The organism is Candidatus Poribacteria bacterium, from assembly GCA_016866785.1.
Classification (GTDB): Bacteria; Poribacteria; WGA-4E.
This window is the reverse complement of record VGLH01000018.1, coordinates 1-23,645: the sequence shown is the minus strand read 5'-3', so window position 1 is coordinate 23,645 and position 23,645 is coordinate 1. Positions and strand designations below refer to the sequence as shown.

Below are 23,645 nucleotides of genomic sequence, written 5' to 3'. Positions count from 1 at the left end.
CGCGACTCGTCACCACTTCGTGTTGAATGCAAGCCGTGGCGTTTCCGTGGCGTTGAGGCTGCCGGAGTGCGCCGATAAGATGTGGTAGAACAGCACGTCGCCGAGACGCGGCGTCAGCTCTGTCGGCTCGCCGATCTCCGCGAGGTGGAGGTCCTGGTTCAGCCGCCACATCATTTCGTAGCGCGTCCGGTCGCTCTCTGCGAGGGCTGCGATCTTGGTGTGCGAGCCGGACCATACGACGGTTCCGCCGCCGTGAGGCGACACGTCGTTCAGGTACGTCATCGTGGCGACCCGGACCGGCAGCGGAAACGTGCGGTGTCCGTGTTCTCGGATCGCGTGGTCGATGTGGGGTCCGTGATGGCGCCAGGGTTCCTTTGTGGGCCAAGAGTTGAGGGGAAACATCGATCCCGGAGCCCGATACGTCGCTGGATCGCCCCCGCCCAACTGCGCGGCTGCGCCGAGGAACTCCGGCGTGTAGATCGCCAGCAGCGCCGGATCGCGCGAGTGCGAAGACGGCGACGGCGTCGGAACCCAGCCGGACGGATCGTCGGCCGACGCGTTCATCAGCCGCCACAGCGTCTTGGCGGCGCTCGCGACGATGTCGTCGCCGATCAATCCCGATACGAGGACCCATCCGTGTTCGCGGTAGTGGGTGACCTGATCGCCGGACAACGGGCGAGAGCTCATCGACTTCGGCTCCAAGGGACCTCTGACGGCATCGGGTGGGTTTCGGATCCACAGCCGGACCGGCTCGTGTGGCGGGGAGATTGTAGAAGCACCGTCGGCTCACGGCAACACGCATCTGTCGAACCGATGAGACCCGCCGAGGCGCGCGAAGCCGCTCCGACCGACGGCATCCGCCTACCACAACTGTAGGGGAGGAGAAGCCAGTGCCGGACGCAACGCACTTCACAGACAGAGCCGCGAGCCTGCGCATCACGTCCGTCCAGGCGTACCCGCTGGGAATGAAGGGCTTCGTACGCATCGATACGGCGGCAGGGCTCGTCGGATGGGGCGAGATCAATAACGTCGAAACACGCGTCGCATGCGCCCTCGCCGAGTCGCTCGGCGAAGTCGTCATCGGCGAAAACCCGACCCGCACAGAGCATCTCTGGCAGCGGATGTTCCGGGCCCACAGGAACCTTCGCGGCGGCGGGCTGATGCTCCACACGATAGCCGCCATCGACATGGCGCTGTGGGACATCGCGGGCAAGGCGTGGGACACGCCCGTGTATCGACTGCTGGGCGGGCCCTGCCGCGAGCGCATCTGGATGTATCCGAGTTCGACCGCCATCAAGACCGGGCCCGGCGGACCCCTGCCCTTCTCGGCGACCCCAGCCGAAATCGAGGCGCTGGTCGATCGGGTCCGTCAGACGCGGCAGCGCGTTGGACCCGCCGGAGCCGTCATGTTCGACGCCCATAGTTGCCTGCCGCCCGCGACGGTCATCCAGTTCACCAACGCCCTCCGTTCCGACGAACTTCTTTTTCTCGAAGAGCCTTGGGTTCCCGGCAACATCGACGCGATGCGGCGCATCCGGGCGTCTGTGCGAGTGCCGTTGGCGACCGGCGAACGCGACCGGACGGTTTGGGAGGTCCGCGAGATCTTGGAGGCGCAGGTCATCGACATCCTCCAGCCCGACTGCGGTCACGGTGGCGGGATCACGCCGATGCGGAAGGTCGCCTCGCTCGCGGAGGCGCACTTCGTGCCCATCGCGCCGCACTGCACGATGTCCAGTCTCGGACTCTCCGCCAGTCTGCACGTGGCAGCATCGACACCGATGTTCCTCATCCACGAGGGATACGCCGATGTCCTGCCGGAGACGGTCGTCCGCAAGACGTGGGAGCTCGACGCGGAGGGTTACGCATCGTTGCCGCAGGGGCCCGGTCTCGGCGTCGAGGTGATCGAGTCCGGCTTGGACGGTGCGAGCCTGGACCCGGACCGTAGCTTCCGATGGCCCGACCATCGGCATCGCGACGGATCCGTGGCGGACTACTGACCGTCCGTCGACGGGTTGTCGAGGGCTTCGAAACCAGGGAGCCGACCGGATCGCTGTGACGCAGCACGGGCTCGGGCGTCGATCGCTTCGAGGGCTCGCTCGAGCCTGGCGAGCGCTTCTCCCGTGATGTCGTCCGAGTCCATGTGAGTAGCGACCAGGCTCCGCCACTCGCCCACGAGATCCGCGATGGCGTCCGCGTCGTCGCGATACGCTTCGCTCTCGGCGACGAGGTCGAGGAGCACTTGCCGCTCCAGAGCGCCACGATCCGCGTAGGCTTCACCCGACACGTCGCCCACAGAGGGCATGTTCGCGTTGTTCTCGACGGCGATGTGCAGGCACGTCGCGAGACCTCGGACGACAGCGCGAACGTCTTCCGACGGGATGTCCAAAGCGCTGAATCCGATGGTTCCCGACAGGACGATCTCAACGACCGGTTCGGACAGCGCCGCCAGGTCGCTCGCAGCGACCGTCTCCCGAACGCGCGACAGTGCGGCGTCGAGCGTACCGCATTCGGAGAGATCGACGGCGATCCGCCGATGGTGCCGATGCGGCATCGGCTCGAACGTGACCGTCACCGTCTCGTCCGGCGACGCCGGGGTACCGATGATGAAAATGCCGTGGTCGTGCTGGAGCTCTTGGATGTCGCAGATTTCGGGGGAACCTGGCATCGTCACGGTCAACGTCGGCGCCTCGCCCAGGTCGCGATGCACCTTGCGATGCCAGTGACCCAGCGCCACGTAGTCCACTCGTCCGCGGAGAGCTTCCAGCGATTCCCACGCCACGGAAGCGAACTCCGGGCGACCGTCCCCCGATCCGACGCCGCAGTGCAACATCAGCGCCGTGAATCCGTCGCGATCAGCCGGGAGCTCCTCCGCGAGATGGGCGACCAGGCGCTCCGTCTCCGACCCGGCATAGCCGACGCCTGCGATCCGCACGCCAGCCAGGTCGAACCAGGTGCCCCGTCGCGATTCGGGATTCCACGGCAGCGCTCGCGGGTCGGAGCCTTCGTCGCGGACGATGTCGAGCAGGTGGAGGAGCCAGGAGTCCGAAAGGTACTGCATCCACGACGACCGGTCTTGGAGGAACGCCTTGTCGTGGTTCCCCTCGATGGCGAAGACGGGCACGCCGGCTGCCTGCAGCAGCGCCAGCGAGCGAGTCGCGGCGCTGAGCGTCGCGGCGTTGATCGTCCGACGGTCGAACAGGTCGCCGGCAATGAGCAATGCGTCCGCTCGCAGCTCGATGGTGCGCCGGGCAATATGCTCGAAGACGCGGCAGAAGTCGTCGAATCGCTCATCGAGCTGGTAGGGGGCTTTGCCCAGGTGGACATCGGAGCAGTGGACGAGTCGCATGGGCTAGGTGTCGCCGTTCTCGCGGATGAAGGTCCCGCTCTTGCCGCCGCGTTTCTCGACCAGCTCGACGCGCTCGATACGCATGCCTCGGTCGATGGACTTGCACATGTCGTACACGGTCAACGCGGCGACGGAGACGGCGGTCAGCGCTTCCATCTCGACGCCCGTCCTGCCCGTGACGCGCACCTGCGCCTCGATGCGGACGGAGCCGTTGTCTTCGTCCACCGACAGGTCCACCTCGACGCCGGAGAGCGGCAGCGGATGGCACAGGGGGATCAGTTCGCTCGTGCGCTTGGCGCCCATGATACCGGCGAGACGGGCGATCTGGAGCACGTCACCCTTCGCCATCTCGCCGTCGCGGATGCGGCGAAGCGTCTCCGGGTGTGCGCTGACGCTGCCGCGCGCGACGGCAACGCGATCGGTCACGGCTTTCTCGGTGACATCGACCATCCGCGCCGCGCCGCGGTCGTCGAAGTGAGTCAGGGAACTCAGAGCACTGCCTCCCGCAAGAAGGCAGCCGCGCCATCGAGCGCGCGACGCCTCGTACGTTTGCCTCAAGAACACCCATCACGTATACTACGCCGCCGGACTCCAAGTGTCTGGACGACTCGAGCGGGTAGAACACCTGTGACAGCAAGCACGCTGACCGTATTCGGTACGGAGAGGGCAGTCCCGGAGGTCACGATCGAGCGACTCTCGATCTACTCGCGCGTGTTGCGCAGCCTTGAGCTATCCGGTCGAGAGACGATCTCGTCCGCCGGTCTCGCCCGCCACACGCCGTATGCCGCAGCGCAGATCCGGCGCGATCTCGCATGGTTCGGTCAGTTCGGCACGCGCGGCAAGGGCTACGATGTCACCAACCTTCGCCGCCAACTGGACGTCATCCTCGGCGTCCATGTCACCCGCAGAGCGGCTCTCATCGGCGCGGGGAACCTGGGACTCGCCTTGCTCGGGTACACCGGATTCCGCGAACACAACTTCGAGTTCGCCGCCGCGTTCGACGCGAACCGACAGAAGGTTGGCACGTACGCGCAAGGGGTGCGGATCTACGCGATGTCCGAGATCGCAGCGGTCGTCGCAGACACGGATATCGAAATCGCCGTGCTCGCCGTTCCGGCAGTCGCCGCTCAGGACTGCGCCGATGCAGCCGTCAGGGCTGGCATCAAGGCGCTGCTCAACTTCGCCCCGACCCAGCTCAGTGTACCGGACGGAGTGCAGGTCCGCAATGTCGATCTCTCCGTCGAGTTGGAGCATCTGTCCTATTTCCTAGAGCGGCGACAGGAGCGGATCGGCAGGATCGCGTCGTCGGACCCGCCCTGACCGCTGGCGGTTCCACCAACGCGGAGTCCATCGCCGAGCGCGTTCATGCGTCGAACCTCAAGACCAGACGGCACGGAGCGACATGACTGACGTGACACGATCCGAAGCGCTGTGGAACCGAGCCCGCGAACTGATGCCCGGCGGCGTGAACAGCCCGGTGCGCGCCTTCAAGTCCGTCGGCGGAACGCCACGATTCATGCGGCGCGGATTCGGGGCATACGTCGAGGATGTCGACGGGACGCGGTATCTCGACTACGTCGGGTCGTGGGGTCCGCTCATCCTGGGCCACTCCCATCCGCGCGTCCAGGCGGCTCTTGAGCGCGCTCTGCGCGACGGAACCAGCTTCGGAGCTCCCACCGAAGCCGAAGTCGTGATGGCGGAGATGCTCATCGAGGCGGTTCCGTCGCTCGACAGAGCGCGCCTCGTCAACTCCGGCACGGAGGCGACGATGAGCGCCATCCGGGTCGCTCGCGGGTTCACGGGCAGGAGCCGGATCATCAAGGTCGCCGGGTGCTACCACGGGCACGGCGACTATCTGTTGGTAAAGGCAGGCTCCGGCGCGACGACCTTCGGCGTTCCGACGAGCGCCGGCGTCCCTGCGGAATTCGCCCGGCAGACGCTGACCGTCCCCTTCAACGACGCGGATGCCGTCGCGGACCTCGCCGCGTCGCAAGGCGATGACATCGCGTGCATGATCCTCGAGCCGATTGCCGGCAACATGGGTCTGGTTCCACCGGAGCCCGGATACCTCGCCGCGCTGCGCGAGATCACGGCGAAGCACGGCATCCTCCTCATCTTCGATGAGGTGATGACCGGCTTCCGAGTCGCGTACGGCGGCGCTCAGGAGCGCTACGGCGTCGTCCCCGACATGACGTGCCTCGGGAAGGTCGTCGGCGGTGGACTGCCGGTGGGAGCCTATGGCGGACGCGCCGACATCATGGCGCAGGTCGCCCCGGACGGACCCGTCTATCAGGCAGGAACGCTTTCGGGGAACCCGTTGGCGACCGCCGGTGGCATCGCAACGCTGGAGGAGCTCCGCTCCGGAACCGCGTACGAGACCCTCGAAGCGCGAAGCGCGGCGCTCGAAGCAGGCATCCGCGAAGCCATCGCCGAGACGGGAACCGTGGGCGCTGTAACCCGCGTCGGTTCCATGGTCTGCCTGTTCTTCGCGCCGGGGCCCATCCGCGACTACGACAGCGCGTTGACGTCCGACTCCGCCCGGTACGGCAGGTTCTTCCACGAGCTCCTGGGTCGCGGCGTCTACTTCCCGCCGTCGCAATACGAGACGTTCTTCGTATCGACGGCGCACACGGACGAGAACATCTCAACGACCGTCCAGGCGATCCGCGCATCGCTCGAAGCGAGTCGGTCAGCCTAGCGTATCCTCGGTACCGCCATACGCGTGAGCGGATGATTGCGATGAACACCCGACCGCTGGATGCATATCTCGCGTCAGACCTCGCTCGTGTCGAGCAGGTTCTGCTCCTGCGCACGGCGAGCTCTTACGAGTTCGTCGACCTGGCGGTGCAGCACGTCATCTCGGGAGGAGGGAAGCGCCTTCGCCCAGCGCTGGTGATCCTGGCGGCACGAAGCCTGGGGTACGACGCCGACGACATGTTCGACCTCGCCGCCGCGATGGAGCTGATCCACGTCGGCTCGCTGGTCCACGACGACGTGATCGACGACGCCGGATTGAGGCGCAACCGTGAGACGCTGAACGCGAAGTTCGGCAACAAGGTCGCCGTTCTCGTCGGCGATTACATGCACTCCCGCGTGCTGTCGATCCTCGTCGCATGTCGATGCACGGATCGGGTGCTCAAGACCGTCGCCAACGCGACCCAGGCGATGTGCGAGGGCGAAGTCATCGGGGCGTACAAGTCGGGCGACTTCGACCTCGATCTGGACGACTACTACCGGATTATCGACCTGAAGACCTCCGGGCTCATCGCCGCCTGCTGCGACGTCGGATCGGAGCTCGGCTCCGCGACTCCGGCGCAGTTCGAGGCGCTCCACCGATACGGCAGTATCGTGGGAACCGCGTTCCAGATCGTGGACGACGTCCTCGATGTCGTGGGTCAGCCGTCGAAGTTCGGCAAGCCCACCCGGAACGACATCCGGGAAGGCAAGATCACGCTGCCGATCATGCGCGTGCGAGACCGCTGCGAGCCATCGGAGCGGGAGCGCCTGAAGCGGCTCTACATGCAGGAAACGCGCGACGCGGACGAGATCGCGTGGATATCGGACCTCGTCCTGCGGTACGGCGGCGCCGAGGACGCGTTCTCGACGGCGCGCGAGATGTCGTCCGGCGCGCATCGAGCCCTCGACGTCCTGCCCGACACGCCTGCGCGCGACGCGCTCCACGACCTGATCGATTTCCTCATCGAACGCGACTTCTAGCATCCGCGAAGGAGTGAATCGCCGTGCGGGTCCTATTGACAGGAGCCGGCGGGTTCGTCGGCGCGTACGTCGCTCGGGAGCTTCTGAGCCGAGACCACTCGGTGCGTGGGTTCGACCAACGACAGGCGGGCATCCCTGGCGTCGAGTGGATCATGGGCGACCTGCGCGACCTCTCGGCGCTCGAATCGGCGGTCGAAGGCGTCGACGTCGTCTGCCATCTGGCGGCGATCCCGGCTCCCCGACCCCGCGAGGACTGGCCCGCCATCATCGACGTGAACATCGGGGGCACGTACGCCGTCCTGGAGGCGATGGCTCGCCACAACGTGCGCCGGATCGTCTACGCGTCGAGCGCGTGCGTCATCGGCGGCGTGTGCAACTGGAAGTACCGCCCCGCGCCGAAGTACCTCCCGTTCGACGAAGACGCGACGGTCGATGCGGACGAACCCTACTCCCTGTCCAAAGCCGTGAATGAACAGACCGCGAGGATGTTCTATCATCACGGATTCCTCGACGCCGCCATCGCCATGCGGCTTTGGAACGTGCGCGACGCGGAGAGGCAAGGTCTCGGCATCCTGCACCATCCGACGGTCGTCTTCGCGACGCTCCATCCGCTCGACGCGGCGCAGGCGTTTCGCTTGGCGGTCGAGAGCACCCTCGAAGGATGTCATGCGTTCTCGGTCTCATCGCGATGGCGCTACAACGCCGACGGTTCCCGTGAGTCCGAAGAGCAGACGCACGCCATCATCGAGGCTGCGTTCCCAAAGGGCATCGAACTGCGTGAGGGGTTCCCATCGACATGGGGCAGCGCTGGATCGTCGAGGCGTCTGATGCGCGTGCTGGGATACGAACCTCGCTTCTAGTGGAGCGTTGACCCGCCGGATTCGAGGTGCTAGGATCGAACCAGGGACGGCGCGGTGTCGCCGGAGGGAGTGAGATGGCGAACATCTTCTCGCGTTTCTGGAACTTCATGACGGGATGGCTCCACAGCCAGCAGAGCGCCCTCGAAGCGACCCAGCCGAAGGTCGTCTACGAGCAGGCGTTACGCCGCGAGAAGGATAAATATCGGAAGATGGAGGAGGCTGTCTCAGGACTGGTCTATAATCGGAACAAGCTGAACAAGGACATCGAAGACAACCGCCGCGAGCTCGACGATGTCATAGCGATGCTAGACCAGGCTGTGCGAGACGCGCAATCCGACGACCGCGCCACCGCCGAAGAAGCCCTCACCATCGGCGAAGCCCTGCAGCAGCAAGAGGATGCGCTAACGCAGCGGATCGCTCAGCTCACGGAAAGCCGCGACGCCGCCAACGCCCGGATCGAGGAGTACCAGAACAAGCTGGTTCAGTTCCAGGGCAGGATCAAAGAGCTCGAGGCGGAGAAGGACAACGCGATCGCTCAGGCGGCTGCCGACAAGATGACGATTCAGTTGAACCGTCAGCTCAGTGGCATGTCGATCGATTCGGACCAGCAGTCGCTGAACGAGCTCCGGGACTCGATGGGTAGGCTGCACGCGCAGGCGATGATGACCGAGGAGATGCGTGGGAAGTCGCTCGAAGACAAGCTGCAAGCCTATCGACTGCGCGCTCGGACAGGGCAGGCACGTGCGAAGTTCCTTCAGCGCGTCGAGCAGGCGAAGGCGCTCGCTCCTGGCGGCTCGACGCCGCTCCCTCCCGGCGACGATTCAGGTTCCGCTTAGGTTCCGCCCGCCTCTACAGACCGATTACAGACCGATCCACGGCGCGTCACACCGCGTGTAGTCCGACAACTCCGCGTCGTCGAAGAAGAGCGCCATCTCACGAACCGCCGTCTCGGGAGCGTCCGAGGCGTGGATCAGGTTCATGGGAGCGTGAGAGCTGAAATCGCCGCGGATCGTACCGGGCTCCGAGGCGTCCGGCTGAGTAGAGCCGACCATCGACCGAACTCGACGGATCACGTTCGTCCCCTCGAGCGCCACGGCGACGATGGGTGACGACGTGAAAAAGCCGATGAGCGGCTCGTAGTACTCCCTCCCCGCGTGCTCGGCGTAGTGACGGCGCGCCAGTTCGTCAGATGCCTGCAGCATCTTCAGCCCGACGATCTTGATTCCCTTGTCTTCGAACCGCGACAGGATGCGACCCACGAGCCCGCGCTGGACGGCGTCCGGCTTGAACAGGACAAGCGTTCTTTCCAAGTCCTCTCCCTCGAAGATGGGATGACTAGTTCCGCGTCGCCCCAGCCTTCATGTCGACGATGTAGGCTTCGTCGATCTCATTGGATCGATGGTTGGCGACCGAGTGGGGTTCCGGGAAGTCCTTCAGCAGCTTCTCGTATTCGGTGATGGCGTTGGGTGTATCGCCCTTCGTCTCGTAGAGTTTGCCGATTCGGTACTGCGCGTCGCGGCGGATATCATAGGCAGACCGGGCATCCGTCTCAATCGCCTCGACGTTGACGGTTCCGTCCACAATGGCGCGGTACGCTGCCACGGCGTTGCCGGTGTCCTTGAGACCCTCGGCGTAGATCTGCGCGACGAATATCTGCGCTGCCGGGGCGTTCTTGCTGGTCGAATACTTCTCGATGGCGGCTTTCAGTTCGCGAACCGCTTCCGCGTACTTCGTCTGCCGCTCCAAAGCCCACCCGATTCGGAAGTTCGCCTCCTGAGCGTACTCGCTATCGGCGTAAGCGGTGATCGCGCGGCGATAAGCGGCAATCGCCTCGTCGTACTTGCGCTGATCGAAGTAGGTCTGCCCGATGTTGAACTGCGCCGCGGGAGCGTACTCGGGGTCGGCGAGATCGACGATGTTCTGGAACCGTACGCGCGCGTTGTCATAGTCCTGCTTGTCGAACAGCACCATGCCCGTATAGAAGATGGGAGCCGCGATGTGCTCGCTCGCCGGGAACTCCTCGGAGAACCGGACGAGCTGCGTCAGCGCCTCATCGTAACTGCCGCGCTTGTACTGGCAGATCGCCAGATTGAGCGTCGCCGTCTCGCGCAGCGGGCTCGACGGATACTGGTCGATGAGCTGCTGGAACAGGACCGCCGCGCGGTCGTAGGTCTCGCGCTGGAAGTGCGCCACCCCGATGGCATTCAGCGCGTCGGGCGCGTGCTCGCTGTCGGGGTAGTTGTTGAGGAGGCGTCTGTAGAGCGCGAACCCGGTGTCCGCCTGGTCCTGCATATCGACTCGCGAGGCGATGGCGAAGAGCGCGTCATCGGCATACGGACTGTCCGGGTATTCGTCGAACACGACGCGATAGGCGGCGAGGACCTTCTGCCAGCGTTCGAGGTCCGTCGCATCGGCAGGGGGCGAGTCGAGGTCGGCAGCCTGCTGATAGAGCTCAGCCGCCGTCGCGTAGTAATCGCCACTCGCTTTCGAGCCCGGACTCGAGGTCAGCCTACCCGCGAAGAAGGCAACGACGATCAGCACGACGGACGCATACGGAAGGAGTCGGTTCACGCCATGCTCCTTAGTGTAGGCAGCCTCAGTGGCCTGTTTCGTAGAAATCTGTCCAATCAACGGACGACGTGGAGTAGGGGCGACGCGGTGCGTTGCCTCGTTTCACGACGAGGGCGACCCGTCGGGTCGCCCCTACGTATCGTAACCGATCTACGAAACGAACCACTCAGCCGCTGTTGGGCGATCTCTGCAACAAGTCCCCACAGACGCGAACCGCGACTTCAGCGGCGTACTCGACATCCTCCGTGCTCGCGTCGTGGTTCGTCACGAACCGCGCCATCTTGGGCCCGTAGACCGTGATGAGCACGCCCTCTTTCGCCAGCATCGACGCCAACTCGTGAGCCGTGATCCCGAGCGCGTCGGTTCGGAGGATGACGATGTTCGTCGGGAACTCGTCGGGATCGACTCCGAGCGGATCGAGCTTGCTCAGCGCCTGCGCTAGCATCCGCGCGTTGGCATGGTCCTCCGACAAGCGCGAGGGCATGTCGCGGAGCGCGACCAAGCCCGCCGCAGCGATGACGCCGGACTGCCGCATCGATCCTCCGAGCCGCTTGCGGGCACGACGAGCCCGCTCCACGAACCCATGGGAACCTGCAAGAAGCGAGCCGACGGGAGCGCACAAGCCCTTCGACAGGCAGAACTGCACCGTATCGACCTGATCGGCGATCTCGCGCGGGGAGATACTCAATGCCGTCGCGGCATTGAATATCCTCGCCCCGTCGAGGTGCAGAGGCACACCGGCGTGCTGCGCGACGGCACGGACAGCCGCCATCTCGTCGGGTCGAATCACTCGTCCGCCTCGGCGGTTGTGCGTGTTTTCCAGGCAGATGACGCCGAGCGGAGGGTACTGGCGCGGGTTCCGGTCGATCATCGACTGCACGATTTCGGGCGATGGGCACCCGTTGAGTGCATCCCAGAACACCGGCAGCAAGCCGCAGAGCGCAGCCAGGCCGCCCTGTTCGTAGACGTAGATATGGCACTCGGCATCGAGTAGGGCGGCATCGCCCGGACGCGTGTGCGCCATCAGAGCGCAGGCGTTGCCCATGGTTCCGCTGGCGACGAATACCGCCGCCTCTTTGCCCATCAACTCCGCGCCGTAACGCTCCAGTTCGGCGACGGTCGGGTCCTCGCCGTAGCAGTCGTCTCCCACGACGGCGTTCGCCATCGCTCGTCGCATGTCCGCCGTCGGTCGAGTGATCGTATCGCTCCGCAGATCGACGCGTCGCATGGGGGCTCCGTCTCCGACTATCCGTCGACCAACGTGGCGAGATGCTTCTCGACGGCGTCGGCGCGCCGTTGTCCTGCGCTGGAAAGGGGTTGCAGGGGGAACCGATCCGCGAGCGACCGCAACGCCGCGATCGCTTCCTGAGAACGCTGAAGCTGGATCAACGCCTCTGCCGACCGGTAGGCAGCCCGCGCGCGAAGCCCTTCCTCGACCGACTCATCTTCGGCAAGAGCCTTGAGCAGCGAGGCCGCATCCTCGTAGTCTCCGCGATGGTAGGCTTCGAACCCGGACGGTGGTTCCGATTCGAGGATCGCCGAGCTCTTCACCGACTTCCTCGATGCCGGCTTCTTCGCGGGTTCCGGACCCTCACCGGCAGCGGCGGACCCGGTGCTCGGTTCCGCCGCCTTCTTCGACGACCGCGATGCGGACTTTCCCTTCGGTTCTGGCTTCGGTTCCGGCGCTTCAGCCGCGTCCACAGCATCGTTCTCTTCGGTCATATCGCACAGTCTCCTTCGAGTCGGTGGGAGTCAAGCGAGTCATCGCGTCTGGCGCACACAATCAAACACACCAGGCCGACAACGACATAGGCGATGCACGCCCCCGGACGCCCCCAGCCGGTGGCGCGACTAGCGTAGACCGGGCTTGCCATCCGCGCAACCTCGGAGGCGACTCCGAGTCCGTCCCCAGCTCCCATCGGCGGAACCCATCGCGCGATCCACAGGCTGGCGACGGCTCCGAGGCATGTGAGCGGCGTCCTCAGAACCGCCGAAATGCCCGACCACATCACGCCCGCCGACGTGGCGACTGTCGCGAGCCAGACCAAGCCGCGCCAAGACGCTCCCCAGGAAGCTGTGGACCACAGTGGCAGCAAGAGCGCGAGAATCAGGAGCGTGCGCTCTAGACGGGCTCTCGCCTCGGCAATGGACGGGGTATGACGCGCCGGACGTGTCGGTAGGCTGACGGTGGGGAACGCGGCGCCGATGCCGCACAGAAGGTCGGAGGGAAGGCTGGGTCTGCCCCCGTCAGCGCTCTGGCTGACGGACACGATCATCCCGTACCAGAGCACCGAGCCCGCCGCCAGGATCCATTCGCGACGAGCCCACGTGTGGGGACCCAAGCGTCTCTCCATCTGCTCGAGCGACCGCCGCCGACTAACCGCTCACGGCAGTCGCGGGCAGTTCGGCGCCAGCAGCGATCTCGTCGGACGGAGCCGTGTCGCGGAACTGGCTCCACTGTCGTAGGTGTCGCAGGGCGTCCGCCTCGATCTGGCGGATCCGCTCGCGGGTCACGCCGAACTGGAGACCGATCTCGCGAAGCGTGCGCTCCTGACCGTCGTCCAGACCGAACCGCAGACGCAGCACTTCCTGCTCGCGCGTCGGCAGCTTGTCGAGCAGCCCTTCGATCTCCTGCTCCATGATGGCGTCCGAAAGGACCTCGCGATGGGACTCGCCGGCGGGGTCCTCGATGAAGTCGCGGAGCAGAGATGTCTCGCGCTCCTCTCCGAGCGGCATCTCGAGGGACAGCGGATCGCAGGACAAGGTCAGAATCTCGCGCACGCGCGCCTCGGGCACATCCAGCATGTCGGCGATCTCTTGCGTCGTCGGATCGCGCTCGAGCTCCTGTCGCAGACGCCCTGCGGCATCATCGAACTTGCTGATCTTGGCGACGACGTAGCTGGGCAGGCGGATGACCCGAGCGTAGTTGTCCAGCGCCCGCATGACCGCCTGGCGGATCCACCAAATCGCGTACGTGCTGAACTTGAAGCCGCGCCGATAGTCGAACTTCTCGACGGCGCGCATCAAGCCGATGTTGCCTTCCTGGATCAGATCGGACACGGGGACGTTGTGACCGCGGTACTTGAGCGCGACACTGACGACCAGACGGAGATTCGAGCGAACCAGCATCTCGCGGGCGTCGTTGTCGCCCGCCTCGATTCGCTTGGCGAGCGCGACCTCTTCTGCCTGCGTCAGCAGTCGCGTCTTGGTGATGTCACGCATCCACATGCGGAGCGCGTCGCTCGCGACTTCCGGCGGTCCCGCGGGCTTGCGGACTTTGCGGGAGGCTCCGGACGACGCGCCGACCCGCGCCATCCCGGCTCGGTCGCCTCTCGCAGGAGCCCTATCCGTGCGACCGATCGTCGGGATCGAGGACGCGGCGACGCGGCGAACTGGCGTCCCTGCATCGCGAGGCGACGATGACCGCTTCGAGGGCATAGGAGTCTCCTATCCGGGTACCGAAGGTATTGCCCGCACCTCACCGTGTCGTGGCAGCCAGCGACATTCTAGATGAACGACGAATCGACGCCGCGCGTTCACATGCGGCGTCCGACAGTCGGCTGCTGCGACCAATCCTCTGCTGGTCAGCCTTGTCGCTCGACGGAACCTCGTGCCGAGGGCATGGGCGTCAGCGACAGCAGCTCCGCGTTCAGACTCCCGGACCGGTAGCCCGCCAGGTCGAGGGACACGAACCGATATCCCAGCTCGCGGAACCTCGCCACGACCCGTTCGCGAACGCCGTCGTCGAGGAAATGCGGCATCTCCTCGACGGGCACCTCGATTCGCGCGATGTCCTCGTGATGTCGCACTCGGAACTGGCGGAACCCGAGATCGAACAGACACTCTTCCGCCTCGTCCACCTGGGTCAGCTTCTGCGCGGAGATCGGCGTTCCATGGGGGAACCGCGACGAAAGACAGGCGAATGCGGGCTTGTCCCAAGTCCGCAATCCCAGGTCGCGAGAGAGAACGCGGATGTCGTCCTTGGTCATGCCGGCATCCAGCAGCGGGGCGTGGACACCGTACTCCTTGGCGGCGTCCATGCCGGGACGGTAGTCGCCCGTGTCATCCGCGTTCGCACCGTAGACGATGCTGCGGATGCCGGTCTCACGCATGACCGATTCGAGTTGGGTGAAGAGCTCGGACTTGCAGAAGTAGCATCGGTTCACGGGGTTGCTGGCATAGCGCTCGTCCTCCAACTCCTCGGATCGGACTTGCGCCAGGCGAATACCGATCCCATCGGCGAGCTCGATGGCTTCCCGGAGCTCCCGCTTCGGCAACGATTCGGAGACGGCGATGACGGCAAGGGCGCATTCGCCAAGCGCGTCATACGCCAGCTTCGCAAGCAGCGTGCTATCGACGCCGCCTGAGAAAGCGACGATGACTTCTCCGAGCTCGCGCAGCCGCGCGGACGCCAACGCGTGCTTCTGGGCGATCTCGTCAGGCAGAGACATCGCTCGTTCCTATGATGGGCGGCTCAGGGTTACCTTGCGGAGTTGAGTTCGGAGCACCTGCCGCTGCATTCGACTCAGGTGGTCAATGAACAGAACGCCATCGAGGTGGTCGATCTCGTGCTGAATGACGCGCGCCAGCCAACCGTCCGCGTGCAAAATCGCGCTCTCGCCTTCGGGGTCGAGATGCTCGACGTCGACCTCCACGGCGCGCGCGACGTCGGCGTACACGTCGGGAAAGCTGAGGCAGCCCTCCTCGTCCACGATCCTGCCCCTGCTGCCGACGATCACCGGGTCGATCAGCACGACCGGTTGCCGTTCGCCTTCGCTCGGTTCGGGATCGACGACGATGAGCCGCTTGAGTACCCCGACCTGCGGGGCGGCGAGACCCACGCCCTTCTCACGGTACATCGTGACGAGCATCTCCCGCGCCAGGGCGCGGATTTCGTCCGTCACAAAGATGATCGGCTTCGCCTTCTCTCGGAGCACCGGATCGCCGTACAACCGAACCGTCAGCACATCCATGCCTTTGCATGACCACACGATGCGCCCGGTCGGCGCAAACACTCCGTTCATTCTACCACGATCCGAGGCGATTGGTCAAGAAACACGCACTTGATGGCACGACACTTGCTAGCTGACCCGAAGCTCCCTTCCTGGAACCATGGAGAACGCCCATGAGAACATGCAGACCCCGCCGCTGGAGCGTCATCGCTGCGACCGCAGCGATCGCTCTGGTCGCGTCGACGTCCGTTTCGCAGGTCCAGTTAACGACGCTTCCAAAGCCGGGACGCGTCGGCATCGATATCTACGGTGCCGGCATCGCTCTGGTGACGCAGAGCCGATCCGTCCGACTCCACAAGGGCTCCAACACCGTGCAGTTCCGATGGTCCGGTTCTGAGATCGACCGATTCAGTCTGCTCCTGCGTCCTGCGCCGGGCGTTACGGGCGTGAGCGTAGGCAGCGCGACTTTCCCGAGCGGGCAGCAGAACGCGATCCAGTGGGACGTTCACGCCGACGCCGATCGCGAGGCAGATATGGAGGTCGCGTTCTACGCGTCCGGCTTTGGCTGGTCAACCCACTACATGGCGTGGGTGAGTGACGACGACTCTCAAACGCGGCTCGTCAGTTGGTTCTCCGTGACCAACGCGAGCGGCGAGGACTTCGAGGGGGCGGAGATTCGGCTTGTTGTCGGCGTGCTGCAGACGGTCCCCGAGGCGCGTCCGGAGGCGTTGGCGGACGCAACCAAGGCTGCTCCGTATGCAGGACGTCAGCTCCGCAAAGCCGACCGATCCGCAGGTATCGCACTTGCCGCCGAGGATCTCGGCGAGCACCACGTCTTTTCGCTGACACAACCCGCCGATATCAAGAATGGCGGCACGAGCGCGCTGCCCGCGTTGAGCGCTGCTGGCGTCCCGGTCCGGCTCGTCCATCGTTGGAACGGCGGAGAGGTTCGCGCTGAATACACCTTCATCAACGACGCCAAGCACAAGGTGGGCGACAGTCCACTTCCCGCAGGTCCCGTGACGGTACTCCGCCGGACCAGTGACGGTACGGTCTCCTTCGTGGGGTCTGCTCAGATGGACTACATACCGATTGGGAAGGAGATCCGGCTGGATGTCGGGCCCGATAAGGACATCGTCGTCGAGCGAACCATCCAGGAATGGCGTCGGACGAACTTCCGGTTCACCGAGTCAGGCGACCTTGCCGCGGCAGACATTGAGACCGCGTTCCGCTTCGACGTGACGAACCACGGGAGTCGCCCGATCGATCTCCTGATCCCGGAGACCATTTCGGGTCGATGGGAGTTGCTCGATACCGACACGTCGCACGAACGCAAGGGCGTGAGAGAGATCGAGTTCCGCGTCCGCGTCGAGCCGACCACGTCGCGCCAGATCAACTACCGCATCCGCCAGATGGCAGACTAGGAGCCGACGCATGCGACACGCAACCATCCCGCTGGGCATCCTGTTGTGCGTCGTCTCGTGGGGCGCGTCCGCCCGCGTCGAGCTGACGCCGGTCCCGCAGCGCCAATCGTTGACGATCTCCGCCGACGCCTCCGGCATCGCCTTCGTGCGTGAAGTGCGCGCCATCACCATCTCCCCAGGACGGAACCGCATCGAGATATCGTTCGCGAACATGCAGGTCGACACGAGGACGGTCCATCTGGACGCAGCCGACCGAACCGACGAGTTCAGTGTTTTCGCGCTCACGGTTCCACCGTCTGCCCCACAAACACTGGTCGTCGAAGCCGACAGCGAGACCGCAGGCGAGCTGCCGATCGAGCTGACCTATCGAGTCGGCGGCATCTCGGCGCAGGCGCGCTACATCGCCGTGGTGTCCAAGGACGAACGGACGCTCTCTTTCCGAGCATCGCTACTCATCGCCAACGACACGGGCGAGGACTATGAGAACGCCGAGTGGATGCTTCCGCTCGGTACGAAGGCTCGCTTGACGGTGCGACGAGGTGAACGTGTCGAAGTGCCCGCGGCGTCCTACGCAGACGTGCCAATCGCCAAGACCTATGTCGTCTCCGATCCGCTCGTCGAATCGCCCACCGTCACGGCGCGGTATGGTCTCCGACTGGGCAATGGCTCTGCCCTTCCGTCCGGAAAGGTGCGGATCGTCCGGGAGAGCGAAAGTCACCAACTGGAGCTCATCGGTGAAGCGGCGCTGCCCCTGACGCCTGCGGGCAAGGAGATCGAGCTCGGTGTCGGCAAGGCACAAGACATCGAGGTGAAGTCGCGCTTCGACCAACGCGACCGGACCGATATCCGTCGGAACCGCGCCGGGGCGATCGTGCTCTTCGACACGTTGGAATCGCTGGCGTTGGAGGTCATCAACCGCAAAAAGGAACCGGCAGAGGTCCGACTGACGCTGCGACCGAACGGCGAGTGGACGACGGACGCGCCACTCACGCTGCTGACGCGCAGGGACGCCGCGACGTCAGAGGTCTCGCTCCGCGTCGCCGCTTCGGGAACCGAGTCGGTGAAACTCGACTTCAGGGGTACAAACCGACAGCAGGGATGGGCGCTAGAACGCTAAGCCGTGCTAAGATAGGGTGACAGTCAGAGCGGAGGAGGATGGTATGAAACGCAGGGACTTTCTCAAAACCGCGGCGGTGTCCACAGCCGCCCTGGCGATCGACGCCACTGCACCTGCTGGAAAAGGAGACTCCATGAACGCGCCGGACAAGGCGTCCGGGTTCCCCAAGCGCGAGTACGGCAAGACCGGTGAGATGTTGTCGATCATCGGGTTCGGCGGCATCGTCGTCATGAACGCCGAGCAGGATCACGCCAACCGCGTCGTCGCGGAATCCGTCGAGCGGGGCATCAACTACTTCGATGTGGCTCCCAGCTACGGCAACGCGGAGGAGAAGCTCGGGCCCGCCATCGAGCCGTTCCGGGACCGCATCTTCCTCGCCTGCAAGACCGGTCAGCGTGAGCGTCCCGGCGCCGAGGCGGAGTTCGCGCGTTCGCTCGAGCGCCTGCGCACCGACCACTTCGATCTATACCAACTGCACGGCATCACCAACGTGCAGAACGACGTCGATAAGGTGTTCCTGTCCGGCGGCGTGATGGACTTCCTCATCGAGAAGCGCCAGGAGGGAGCCATTCGCTATCTGGGGTTCTCAGCGCACTCCATCGAAGCGGCGACGGCGGCGATGGATCGCTTCGACTTCGACTCGGTTCTCTTCCCAGTGAACTTCGCGAACTGGCACAAGGGCGAGTTCGGGCATCAGATCATGGAGAAGGCGAAGTCCAAAGGCGTCGCACGGTTGGCGCTCAAGGCACTGGCGCGACAGCAGTGGCCCGAGGATGACCCGCTGCGCCAGAAGTACGGCAAGTGCTGGTACCAGCCCCTGACGGATCCGCGCGAGGCGGAGCTCGGACTCCGGTTCACGTTGAGCCAGCCGATCACGGCTGCCATTCCGCCGGGCGAGGAGTCTCTGTTCCGCCTGGCATGCGACTTGGCGGAGCGCTTCAAGCCCCTGACGACGCAGGAGGATTCCGAGCTCAAGGAGCTCGCCGCCGGACTGAAGCCGATCTTCAGCACGGTGTAGCGGAATCCGCCGCGTGGTCAGATCGGGAGCGAGAGCAGATCGTTCGTCCGGTAGATGCACGTCCGTTCGTCGATCTGCTCCGCTCCGCGCCGAACCTGTCCTTCCACGCTCTTGCCTTCGTAGACTCGGATTTCCAGCTCGTAGGGCGGATCGATCCGCACGGGCTCGATGCTCTTCGCCCGTTGACACGCCTCACGCGTCGCCTTGCGGATCGCCCTCCGAGCCTTCTTCGGCGACAGGTGCTGCGCGAGCTCGATCCCCATGCCGACCTTCGTCGCCACAGTCACGATCCCCGGAACCAGCGCGTGCGCCTCTTCACACGCCTTGTCATCGCCAGCCAGGAAGATGGTCGGCACGTCATAGAGCCCCGCAAGCGCCGCGCGCGCGCCGAACTCGCCGATGGGCTTGCCGTTGAGCCGATAGTACTCGACGGTGAGTGACGAGTAGGTATGGCACAGCGGGGCGTCGGGCGTGCCTGCCATCGCGTGCTGCCCGACGAACAGGAGCGCGTCGAAGGCGTCGTCCAGACCCGTCGGCGGCTTGAACCCCTTGCCGAAGATGAGCTTCGCCTTCGGGTGGAACCGCTCCAGATCGACTCCGCCGGAACCGTGTCCGTCGAGCACGACGATTTCCGCCTTCGCGTCGTAGTCGAGGATGCCGTCGACGCACGCGTTGATCTCGCGCGTCAGCAGGCGCATCGCAACGCTCTTCATCTCCGACGCGTCGACGCGCGTCTGGTCCCACTTGGCGACGCCAGCAGGTCCTTCCAGGTCCGTCAGGATGTACGCCTTCAAATCAACTCTCCTTCGGCTCGCTCAGCGACCGATCTGAGCCAGCATGGTGCGAATGCGCTGCTCCAGCGCGGGGCCCGACATCGGCTTCGTCAGGTCCATCAGGTAGATATCCAGGTAGTCCCTTCGGTTGCTCGCGAAGGCGACGCGCTTCCCGTCCGGCGAGGCCGCTGGATGGATGACGTCGCCGTATCGACTCGACACCGGTCGAACGTGCCCGCTCTGCCAGTCCGTCAGCGCCAGCTCGTAGCCCGCACCCTGGTTCCGCACGAACAGAAACTCCTTGCCGTCCGGTAGGAACGCGCCCCCGTACTCGGTCGCCTCGGTGAAGGTCACCTGCCGAGACGACGATCCGTCGAGCCTCACTTCGAACAGGTCGAACGCACGATCCAGGCTTCGGACGTAGACGGCCTGCCTGCCATCGGGAGACACGACGGCGTGACCGTCATCGGATGGCTCCGATGTCAGCCGCTCGCGTTGCGAGCCGTCGGCAGCCATCGACCAGATGTCCATGTTGCCATCGACCGTCGCCTCGAACAGCACGGTCTTGCCGTCTGGCGTGAACGCCGGATTCCCGACGGCGGCGGGGCTGGTGGTCAGCGGGATGGTCGTCCGGGTCGCCAGGTCCATCGTGTAGATCATCTCGCTGCGGGGCGTGCTGCCGCTCGCCTGCAAGTTGATCATCGCCGCGTCGGTCCGATGCTGCGTCGATCCGAACAGCAGGTTCTTCCCGTCCGGAGAGAACGTCGCGCCGTATTCGTTGGTCGTCGGCATGTCCGTGAGGCGTTCCGACCGCTTCGATGCCAAGTCCATCAGAAACAGCTCCGCGCTGCCGTCCGCGTGCTGTGTCATGACGAGCTTCGTGCCGTCTGGCGAAAAGCTCGGGGCGTAGCTGTCCACCTCGGAGCTCGTCAGCCGAGTCGTCTCGTAAGCGTCTCCGATGAGACCCGCGATGTAGACCACGTGCGGACCCGACTGCGAGATCGACAGCGCTTTGGCGAACACGTCCAGCGCATCGACCTCCTGACCGAGGAGCAGCAACGCCTCACCGTACCGGGCGAGCGCCATCGTGTCGTTCGGGTCGGCTGCGGCAGCCCGCGACAGATGGTGCGCAGCCTCCTGCGCCCGCATCTGGCTCAACTCGAGCTCGCCCAACGTCGCTTCGGCGCGCGACGTCCAGCGGCGTATCGCCGCAAGGGATGTGAGGGCTGCGCGAGCTCCGTCGATATCGCCGCTCCTCGCCTGAGCCCATGCCCGTTCGACCGGATCGCCGCCGCAACCCGCGATGATGACGATGCACGCGAACGCGGCGACTAGACGATGGATCATCGCGCCCTCCAGAGGATTCTGCGAACCAGACGCGCATCGGGTAGCGACAACACGACGAAGTAGATGCCGCTGGGAACCGGAAGCCCATCCAAATCGACGCCTCGCCACGGGATGGCGTGCCGCCCGACGCCGAGCGACGTCTCGGAGAGGACGCAGACTCGTCTTCCGAGACCGTCGAACACGCACACACGCACTGCCGCTTCCCGCGCCATCGTGATCGACGCTGCGACAACGTCGGTCGCCGGATTCGGGTATGGGGCTCCCAGCGAGCCGTACCGTGACGTCGCCCTGAGATGCCCCAGCGTCGTGGGAAAGGTCTCCGCCTCCGCGTCGACGTCGGTGGGCGCGTGCCGATCCGCCAGTGCGCTCCAGGCAGCCTCGGCATCAATAACACCGAATCCCGACCGGTTGTTCGGTTTGACCGCATTCGATGCGGTCGCCCGAATCGCGGCAGCCACCTCGGCGGGCGTCGCCAGCGGGAACGCTTGCAGGAGCAGCGCGACGACGCCCGTGGCGAACGGCGAAGCCACCGAGGTTCCGGCTGTGCGCGCATAGGACACGGCGTCGAACGCCGACACCACCGCGACCTGCGTTCCCAGCGCCATCACGTCCGGCTTGATGCGCCCGTCGAACGTGGGGCCCTGCGCCGAGAAGCGCGACGCAGTCCCATCCGGCGCCGCGTTCCCGACAGCGAGAACGTGAGGCGAATCCGCTGGCGGACCGACTCTCCCCGCAGTCGTGTTGTCCCGGGGCGGCAGTCCATCCGTGTTCCCGGCGGCGCAGACGACGAGCGTGCCCCGCGCCGCCGCCTCGTTCGCCGCCCGTGACACGAGCGACGTCTTCCCGTCCAACTGGTTGAACGCGTAGAATAGCGGGTATCCGACCGAGGAGTTGACCACTCGACAGCCGTTCTTCACACACCACTCGAGACCGGCGACCCAGTAGTCCTCTTCGATCACTGACTCGAAGGTCCGACCGTTCCGGGTCACATCCTCCGTCTTCGCCAGGAAGTACTCGGCGTCGGGAGCCACTCCGTCGAACTCTCCACGAGCCTTCCCTGCCAAGATCGACAACACCTGCGTGCCGTGCGAATCCTCGAAGGCGTCGTCCTGTCCCGGCTCGTCGTGGACGACATCATCCGAGTGAATCGCATCATAGGTTCCGCCGATGCGCGCCGACCGCAGAGCGACGTGCGACGTGTCGAAGCCGGTGTCGAGCACGCCGATACGGACGCCCTTGCCCGTGAGCCCACGCTCGTGGAGCCGATCTGCGCCGACAAACGCGAGCTGGAACGAGGTCGCCTCCAGCGCCAACGCCGGAGCCGACGCCGGTTCCGCCCCGGGCAGCGCTCGGACGAACGACGCGACCGGCTCCGCGCGTTCTACGAACGGGAGCCGCTCGAGGGCGCGCAGAGAGGCGTCATCCGCCTCGACGCTGATCGTCCGAAACCACTCGCTGCGGGTCCGAATCGTCGCGCCGGTGCGTTCCACAGCCGCGATGGAACTCGAATCCAAGGGGGAGCGCAGGAACACCCACCAGGCGCGCGACCCTTCGCCGTGCGCCCCGTGAGCAAGCCATGCTGCCGCGACACACGCGAGCACGTGCAGCAGCCAAGGGCTCCGAGGCGCAATCATGCTTGGGATGCTTCCGGTGGCGGAAAGGGCAAACCTTGTGGGTAGGTGTCCTCGGGTTCGTACCCCAATAGCTCTCTGGCTGTCGTGATATCCCAGACGGCGGGCCCGTTCGGTCGGCTGGTGGCGTTTACCACGGCGATGCGGATGCCCGGCGTCTCCACGGCGCGGACGAAGAAGCGTCCCACATCGCCGGGGCTGAAATACTGCGCCTGCGCTTGGCGGCTTCGCGACATCGCCGCCACGTGCCACGGTTCACGAGGAAGCCACCCGGGTCGCACAACGACGACCGAAAGCCCGTGGCAGCGGGAGTACATCTCTCCCATCGCCTCGGCGAGCACTTTGGTGATGCCGTACATGTTCACCGGAGCGATGCCGTCTTCGACGGCGATCGGCTCGTATCCCTGCTCGCCGTACTTCGGACTGCCCCAAGCAACTTGTCCCGAGCTGGTCAACACGAGTCGTTGGACGCCCTCGGCGCGCACCGCCTCACAGACTCGGTAGAGCCCGACAATGTTATTCGGCAGGAGCTCGGCGATGAAGTCGGCTTCATCCGGCGTCGCTCCGAGATGGACGACCGTGTCCACTCCCTCGACGGAGCGCTCCACGGCGTCTTTGTCGGTCAGGTCGCCGACGCGGACCTCCGACGCGTGTGGAGACGCCACGCGGTCGAAGGCGCGGACCCAGTGCCCTCGCTGCAGCAGCGCCACCGACGCCGCCCTCCCCAGAGCGCCAGCCGAACCAGTCACCAGAATGCGCCGATGCTCCGCCAAGCCGCGCCCCCATCCGTGTCATTTCAGTGGTATCGGCGCATGCTAACAGACCGCCCGTACTCCGGCAAACGGTCGAGTCGCGCGGGTTCTCTGCGCCTTCTGACGAGCGGGTTCGT

The 23,645-nt window shown here is 65.3% G+C and carries 24 protein-coding genes; 9 read left to right on the top strand and 15 right to left on the bottom strand.

Translation table 11 applies throughout. The annotated features are described in order from the left end of the window. Window positions 1-9: 9 nt before the first annotated feature. A complete protein-coding gene (locus tag FJZ36_04445) occupies window positions 10-687 on the bottom strand; it encodes a hypothetical protein (protein ID MBM3214146.1) in 678 nt (225 codons plus the stop codon). A gap of 203 nt (window positions 688-890) precedes the next feature. On the opposite strand from FJZ36_04445, the gene FJZ36_04440 reads away from it, so the two are divergent. Continuing rightward, a complete protein-coding gene (locus tag FJZ36_04440) occupies window positions 891-1,997 on the top strand; it encodes a mandelate racemase/muconate lactonizing enzyme family protein (protein ID MBM3214145.1) in 1,107 nt (368 codons plus the stop codon). On the opposite strand, the gene FJZ36_04435 is transcribed toward FJZ36_04440, so the two are convergent. Together FJZ36_04435 and moaC are read right to left on the bottom strand one after the other, a co-directional pair. Further along, window positions 1,991-3,346: a DNA repair exonuclease gene (locus tag FJZ36_04435; GenBank protein ID MBM3214144.1), complete on the bottom strand. Its 1,356-nt coding sequence runs from the start codon at window positions 3,344-3,346 to the stop codon at window positions 1,991-1,993. The genes FJZ36_04440 and FJZ36_04435 overlap by 7 nt on opposite strands. A 3-nt stretch (window positions 3,347-3,349) precedes the next feature. Then, the gene (moaC, locus tag FJZ36_04430; protein MBM3214143.1) at window positions 3,350-3,838 is read right to left on the bottom strand and encodes a cyclic pyranopterin monophosphate synthase MoaC; all 489 of its coding nucleotides are present in this window, start codon (window positions 3,836-3,838) and stop codon (window positions 3,350-3,352) included. Here moaC and FJZ36_04425 point away from each other — a divergent pair. From FJZ36_04425 to FJZ36_04405, 5 genes are all read left to right on the top strand, one after another. Beyond that, on the top strand, window positions 3,728-4,666 hold the full coding sequence (locus FJZ36_04425; protein ID MBM3214142.1) for a redox-sensing transcriptional repressor Rex: 939 nt from the start codon (window positions 3,728-3,730) through the stop codon (window positions 4,664-4,666). The genes moaC and FJZ36_04425 overlap by 111 nt on opposite strands. 82 nt (window positions 4,667-4,748) lie before the next feature. Beyond that, window positions 4,749-6,044, top strand: coding sequence for a glutamate-1-semialdehyde-2,1-aminomutase (gene hemL / locus FJZ36_04420; GenBank protein MBM3214141.1), 1,296 nt, complete (start codon window positions 4,749-4,751; stop codon window positions 6,042-6,044). A 32-nt stretch (window positions 6,045-6,076) separates the two neighbouring features. After that, window positions 6,077-7,063 carry a polyprenyl synthetase family protein gene (locus tag FJZ36_04415; protein ID MBM3214140.1) on the top strand — a complete coding sequence of 329 codons (987 nt, stop codon included), beginning with the start codon at window positions 6,077-6,079 and terminating at the stop codon, window positions 7,061-7,063. A gap of 17 nt (window positions 7,064-7,080) precedes the next feature. Beyond that, a complete protein-coding gene (locus FJZ36_04410; protein ID MBM3214139.1) occupies window positions 7,081-7,923 on the top strand; it encodes an NAD(P)-dependent oxidoreductase in 843 nt (280 codons plus the stop codon). A 74-nt stretch (window positions 7,924-7,997) separates the two neighbouring features. After that, on the top strand, window positions 7,998-8,759 hold the full coding sequence (locus FJZ36_04405; protein MBM3214138.1) for a hypothetical protein: 762 nt from the start codon (window positions 7,998-8,000) through the stop codon (window positions 8,757-8,759). A 24-nt stretch (window positions 8,760-8,783) separates the two neighbouring features. On the opposite strand, the gene FJZ36_04400 is transcribed toward FJZ36_04405, so the two are convergent. The 8 genes from FJZ36_04400 to def all read right to left on the bottom strand — a co-directional run bounded on the left by FJZ36_04400 (window position 8,784) and on the right by def (window position 15,467). Beyond that, on the bottom strand, window positions 8,784-9,233 hold the full coding sequence (locus tag FJZ36_04400; GenBank protein MBM3214137.1) for a nucleoside-diphosphate kinase: 450 nt from the start codon (window positions 9,231-9,233) through the stop codon (window positions 8,784-8,786). Window positions 9,234-9,258: 25 nt separating this feature from the next. Beyond that, window positions 9,259-10,494, bottom strand: a complete 1,236-nt coding sequence (locus FJZ36_04395) for a tetratricopeptide repeat protein (protein ID MBM3214136.1) — start codon at window positions 10,492-10,494, stop codon at window positions 9,259-9,261. Between the two features lie 166 nt (window positions 10,495-10,660). After that, window positions 10,661-11,722: a threonine aldolase gene (locus FJZ36_04390; protein ID MBM3214135.1), complete on the bottom strand. Its 1,062-nt coding sequence runs from the start codon at window positions 11,720-11,722 to the stop codon at window positions 10,661-10,663. Window positions 11,723-11,739: 17 nt separating this feature from the next. Next, on the bottom strand, window positions 11,740-12,216 hold the full coding sequence (locus tag FJZ36_04385; GenBank protein MBM3214134.1) for a tetratricopeptide repeat protein: 477 nt from the start codon (window positions 12,214-12,216) through the stop codon (window positions 11,740-11,742). Then, window positions 12,213-12,836: a hypothetical protein gene (locus FJZ36_04380; GenBank protein MBM3214133.1), complete on the bottom strand. Its 624-nt coding sequence runs from the start codon at window positions 12,834-12,836 to the stop codon at window positions 12,213-12,215. Before FJZ36_04380 ends, FJZ36_04385 begins: the two co-directional genes overlap by 4 nt. A 34-nt stretch (window positions 12,837-12,870) precedes the next feature. After that, window positions 12,871-13,932 carry a sigma-70 family RNA polymerase sigma factor gene (locus FJZ36_04375; GenBank protein MBM3214132.1) on the bottom strand — a complete coding sequence of 354 codons (1,062 nt, stop codon included), beginning with the start codon at window positions 13,930-13,932 and terminating at the stop codon, window positions 12,871-12,873. Window positions 13,933-14,078: 146 nt separating this feature from the next. After that, window positions 14,079-14,945, bottom strand: coding sequence for an ATP-dependent sacrificial sulfur transferase LarE (gene larE / locus FJZ36_04370; GenBank protein ID MBM3214131.1), 867 nt, complete (start codon window positions 14,943-14,945; stop codon window positions 14,079-14,081). Window positions 14,946-14,954: 9 nt separating this feature from the next. Continuing rightward, window positions 14,955-15,467: a peptide deformylase gene (gene def, locus FJZ36_04365; protein MBM3214130.1), complete on the bottom strand. Its 513-nt coding sequence runs from the start codon at window positions 15,465-15,467 to the stop codon at window positions 14,955-14,957. A gap of 152 nt (window positions 15,468-15,619) precedes the next feature. On the opposite strand from def, the gene FJZ36_04360 reads away from it, so the two are divergent. From FJZ36_04360 to FJZ36_04350, 3 genes are read left to right on the top strand one after another with little or no spacing between them, the layout of a single operon-like run. Further along, window positions 15,620-16,870: a DUF4139 domain-containing protein gene (locus tag FJZ36_04360; protein ID MBM3214129.1), complete on the top strand. Its 1,251-nt coding sequence runs from the start codon at window positions 15,620-15,622 to the stop codon at window positions 16,868-16,870. Between the two features lie 10 nt (window positions 16,871-16,880). Then, window positions 16,881-17,987, top strand: coding sequence for a hypothetical protein (locus FJZ36_04355; protein ID MBM3214128.1), 1,107 nt, complete (start codon window positions 16,881-16,883; stop codon window positions 17,985-17,987). Between the two features lie 43 nt (window positions 17,988-18,030). Next, on the top strand, window positions 18,031-19,005 hold the full coding sequence (locus FJZ36_04350; GenBank protein MBM3214127.1) for an aldo/keto reductase: 975 nt from the start codon (window positions 18,031-18,033) through the stop codon (window positions 19,003-19,005). A 17-nt stretch (window positions 19,006-19,022) separates the two neighbouring features. On the opposite strand, the gene FJZ36_04345 is transcribed toward FJZ36_04350, so the two are convergent. Genes FJZ36_04345 through FJZ36_04330 form a run of 4 tightly spaced genes read right to left on the bottom strand, consistent with a single transcriptional unit; the run spans window position 19,023 to window position 23,529 of the window. Beyond that, window positions 19,023-19,799: a peptidase M55 gene (locus FJZ36_04345; GenBank protein ID MBM3214126.1), complete on the bottom strand. Its 777-nt coding sequence runs from the start codon at window positions 19,797-19,799 to the stop codon at window positions 19,023-19,025. Window positions 19,800-19,820: 21 nt separating this feature from the next. Then, window positions 19,821-21,125 carry a tetratricopeptide repeat protein gene (locus FJZ36_04340; protein ID MBM3214125.1) on the bottom strand — a complete coding sequence of 435 codons (1,305 nt, stop codon included), beginning with the start codon at window positions 21,123-21,125 and terminating at the stop codon, window positions 19,821-19,823. Continuing rightward, entirely contained in the window at window positions 21,122-22,759 is a 1,638-nt protein-coding gene (locus tag FJZ36_04335) for a hypothetical protein (GenBank protein ID MBM3214124.1), read from the bottom strand. The genes FJZ36_04340 and FJZ36_04335 overlap by 4 nt, the downstream gene beginning before the upstream one ends. Beyond that, window positions 22,756-23,529 carry an NAD(P)-dependent oxidoreductase gene (locus FJZ36_04330; GenBank protein MBM3214123.1) on the bottom strand — a complete coding sequence of 258 codons (774 nt, stop codon included), beginning with the start codon at window positions 23,527-23,529 and terminating at the stop codon, window positions 22,756-22,758. Before FJZ36_04330 ends, FJZ36_04335 begins: the two co-directional genes overlap by 4 nt. Window positions 23,530-23,645 lie beyond the last annotated feature (116 nt).

What these genes read in the sequence shown, in the direction of transcription:
- def (MBM3214130.1), bottom strand. Translation starts at nt 15,467, where the DNA reads ATGGATGTGCTGACGGTTCGGTTGTACGGCGATCCGGTGCTCCGAGAG.
- hemL (MBM3214141.1), top strand. Translation starts at nt 4,749, where the DNA reads ATGACTGACGTGACACGATCCGAAGCGCTGTGGAACCGAGCCCGCGAA.
- FJZ36_04390 (MBM3214135.1), bottom strand. Translation starts at nt 11,722, where the DNA reads ATGCGACGCGTCGATCTGCGGAGCGATACGATCACTCGACCGACGGCG.
- FJZ36_04350 (MBM3214127.1), top strand. Translation starts at nt 18,031, where the DNA reads ATGAAACGCAGGGACTTTCTCAAAACCGCGGCGGTGTCCACAGCCGCC.
- FJZ36_04415 (MBM3214140.1), top strand. Translation starts at nt 6,077, where the DNA reads ATGATTGCGATGAACACCCGACCGCTGGATGCATATCTCGCGTCAGAC.
- FJZ36_04405 (MBM3214138.1), top strand. Translation starts at nt 7,998, where the DNA reads ATGGCGAACATCTTCTCGCGTTTCTGGAACTTCATGACGGGATGGCTC.
- FJZ36_04340 (MBM3214125.1), bottom strand. Translation starts at nt 21,125, where the DNA reads ATGATCCATCGTCTAGTCGCCGCGTTCGCGTGCATCGTCATCATCGCG.
- larE (MBM3214131.1), bottom strand. Translation starts at nt 14,945, where the DNA reads ATGTCTCTGCCTGACGAGATCGCCCAGAAGCACGCGTTGGCGTCCGCG.
- FJZ36_04385 (MBM3214134.1), bottom strand. Translation starts at nt 12,216, where the DNA reads ATGACCGAAGAGAACGATGCTGTGGACGCGGCTGAAGCGCCGGAACCG.
- FJZ36_04435 (MBM3214144.1), bottom strand. Translation starts at nt 3,346, where the DNA reads ATGCGACTCGTCCACTGCTCCGATGTCCACCTGGGCAAAGCCCCCTAC.
- FJZ36_04335 (MBM3214124.1), bottom strand. Translation starts at nt 22,759, where the DNA reads ATGATTGCGCCTCGGAGCCCTTGGCTGCTGCACGTGCTCGCGTGTGTC.
- FJZ36_04360 (MBM3214129.1), top strand. Translation starts at nt 15,620, where the DNA reads ATGAGAACATGCAGACCCCGCCGCTGGAGCGTCATCGCTGCGACCGCA.
- FJZ36_04355 (MBM3214128.1), top strand. Translation starts at nt 16,881, where the DNA reads ATGCGACACGCAACCATCCCGCTGGGCATCCTGTTGTGCGTCGTCTCG.
- FJZ36_04375 (MBM3214132.1), bottom strand. Translation starts at nt 13,932, where the DNA reads ATGCCCTCGAAGCGGTCATCGTCGCCTCGCGATGCAGGGACGCCAGTT.
- FJZ36_04445 (MBM3214146.1), bottom strand. Translation starts at nt 687, where the DNA reads ATGAGCTCTCGCCCGTTGTCCGGCGATCAGGTCACCCACTACCGCGAA.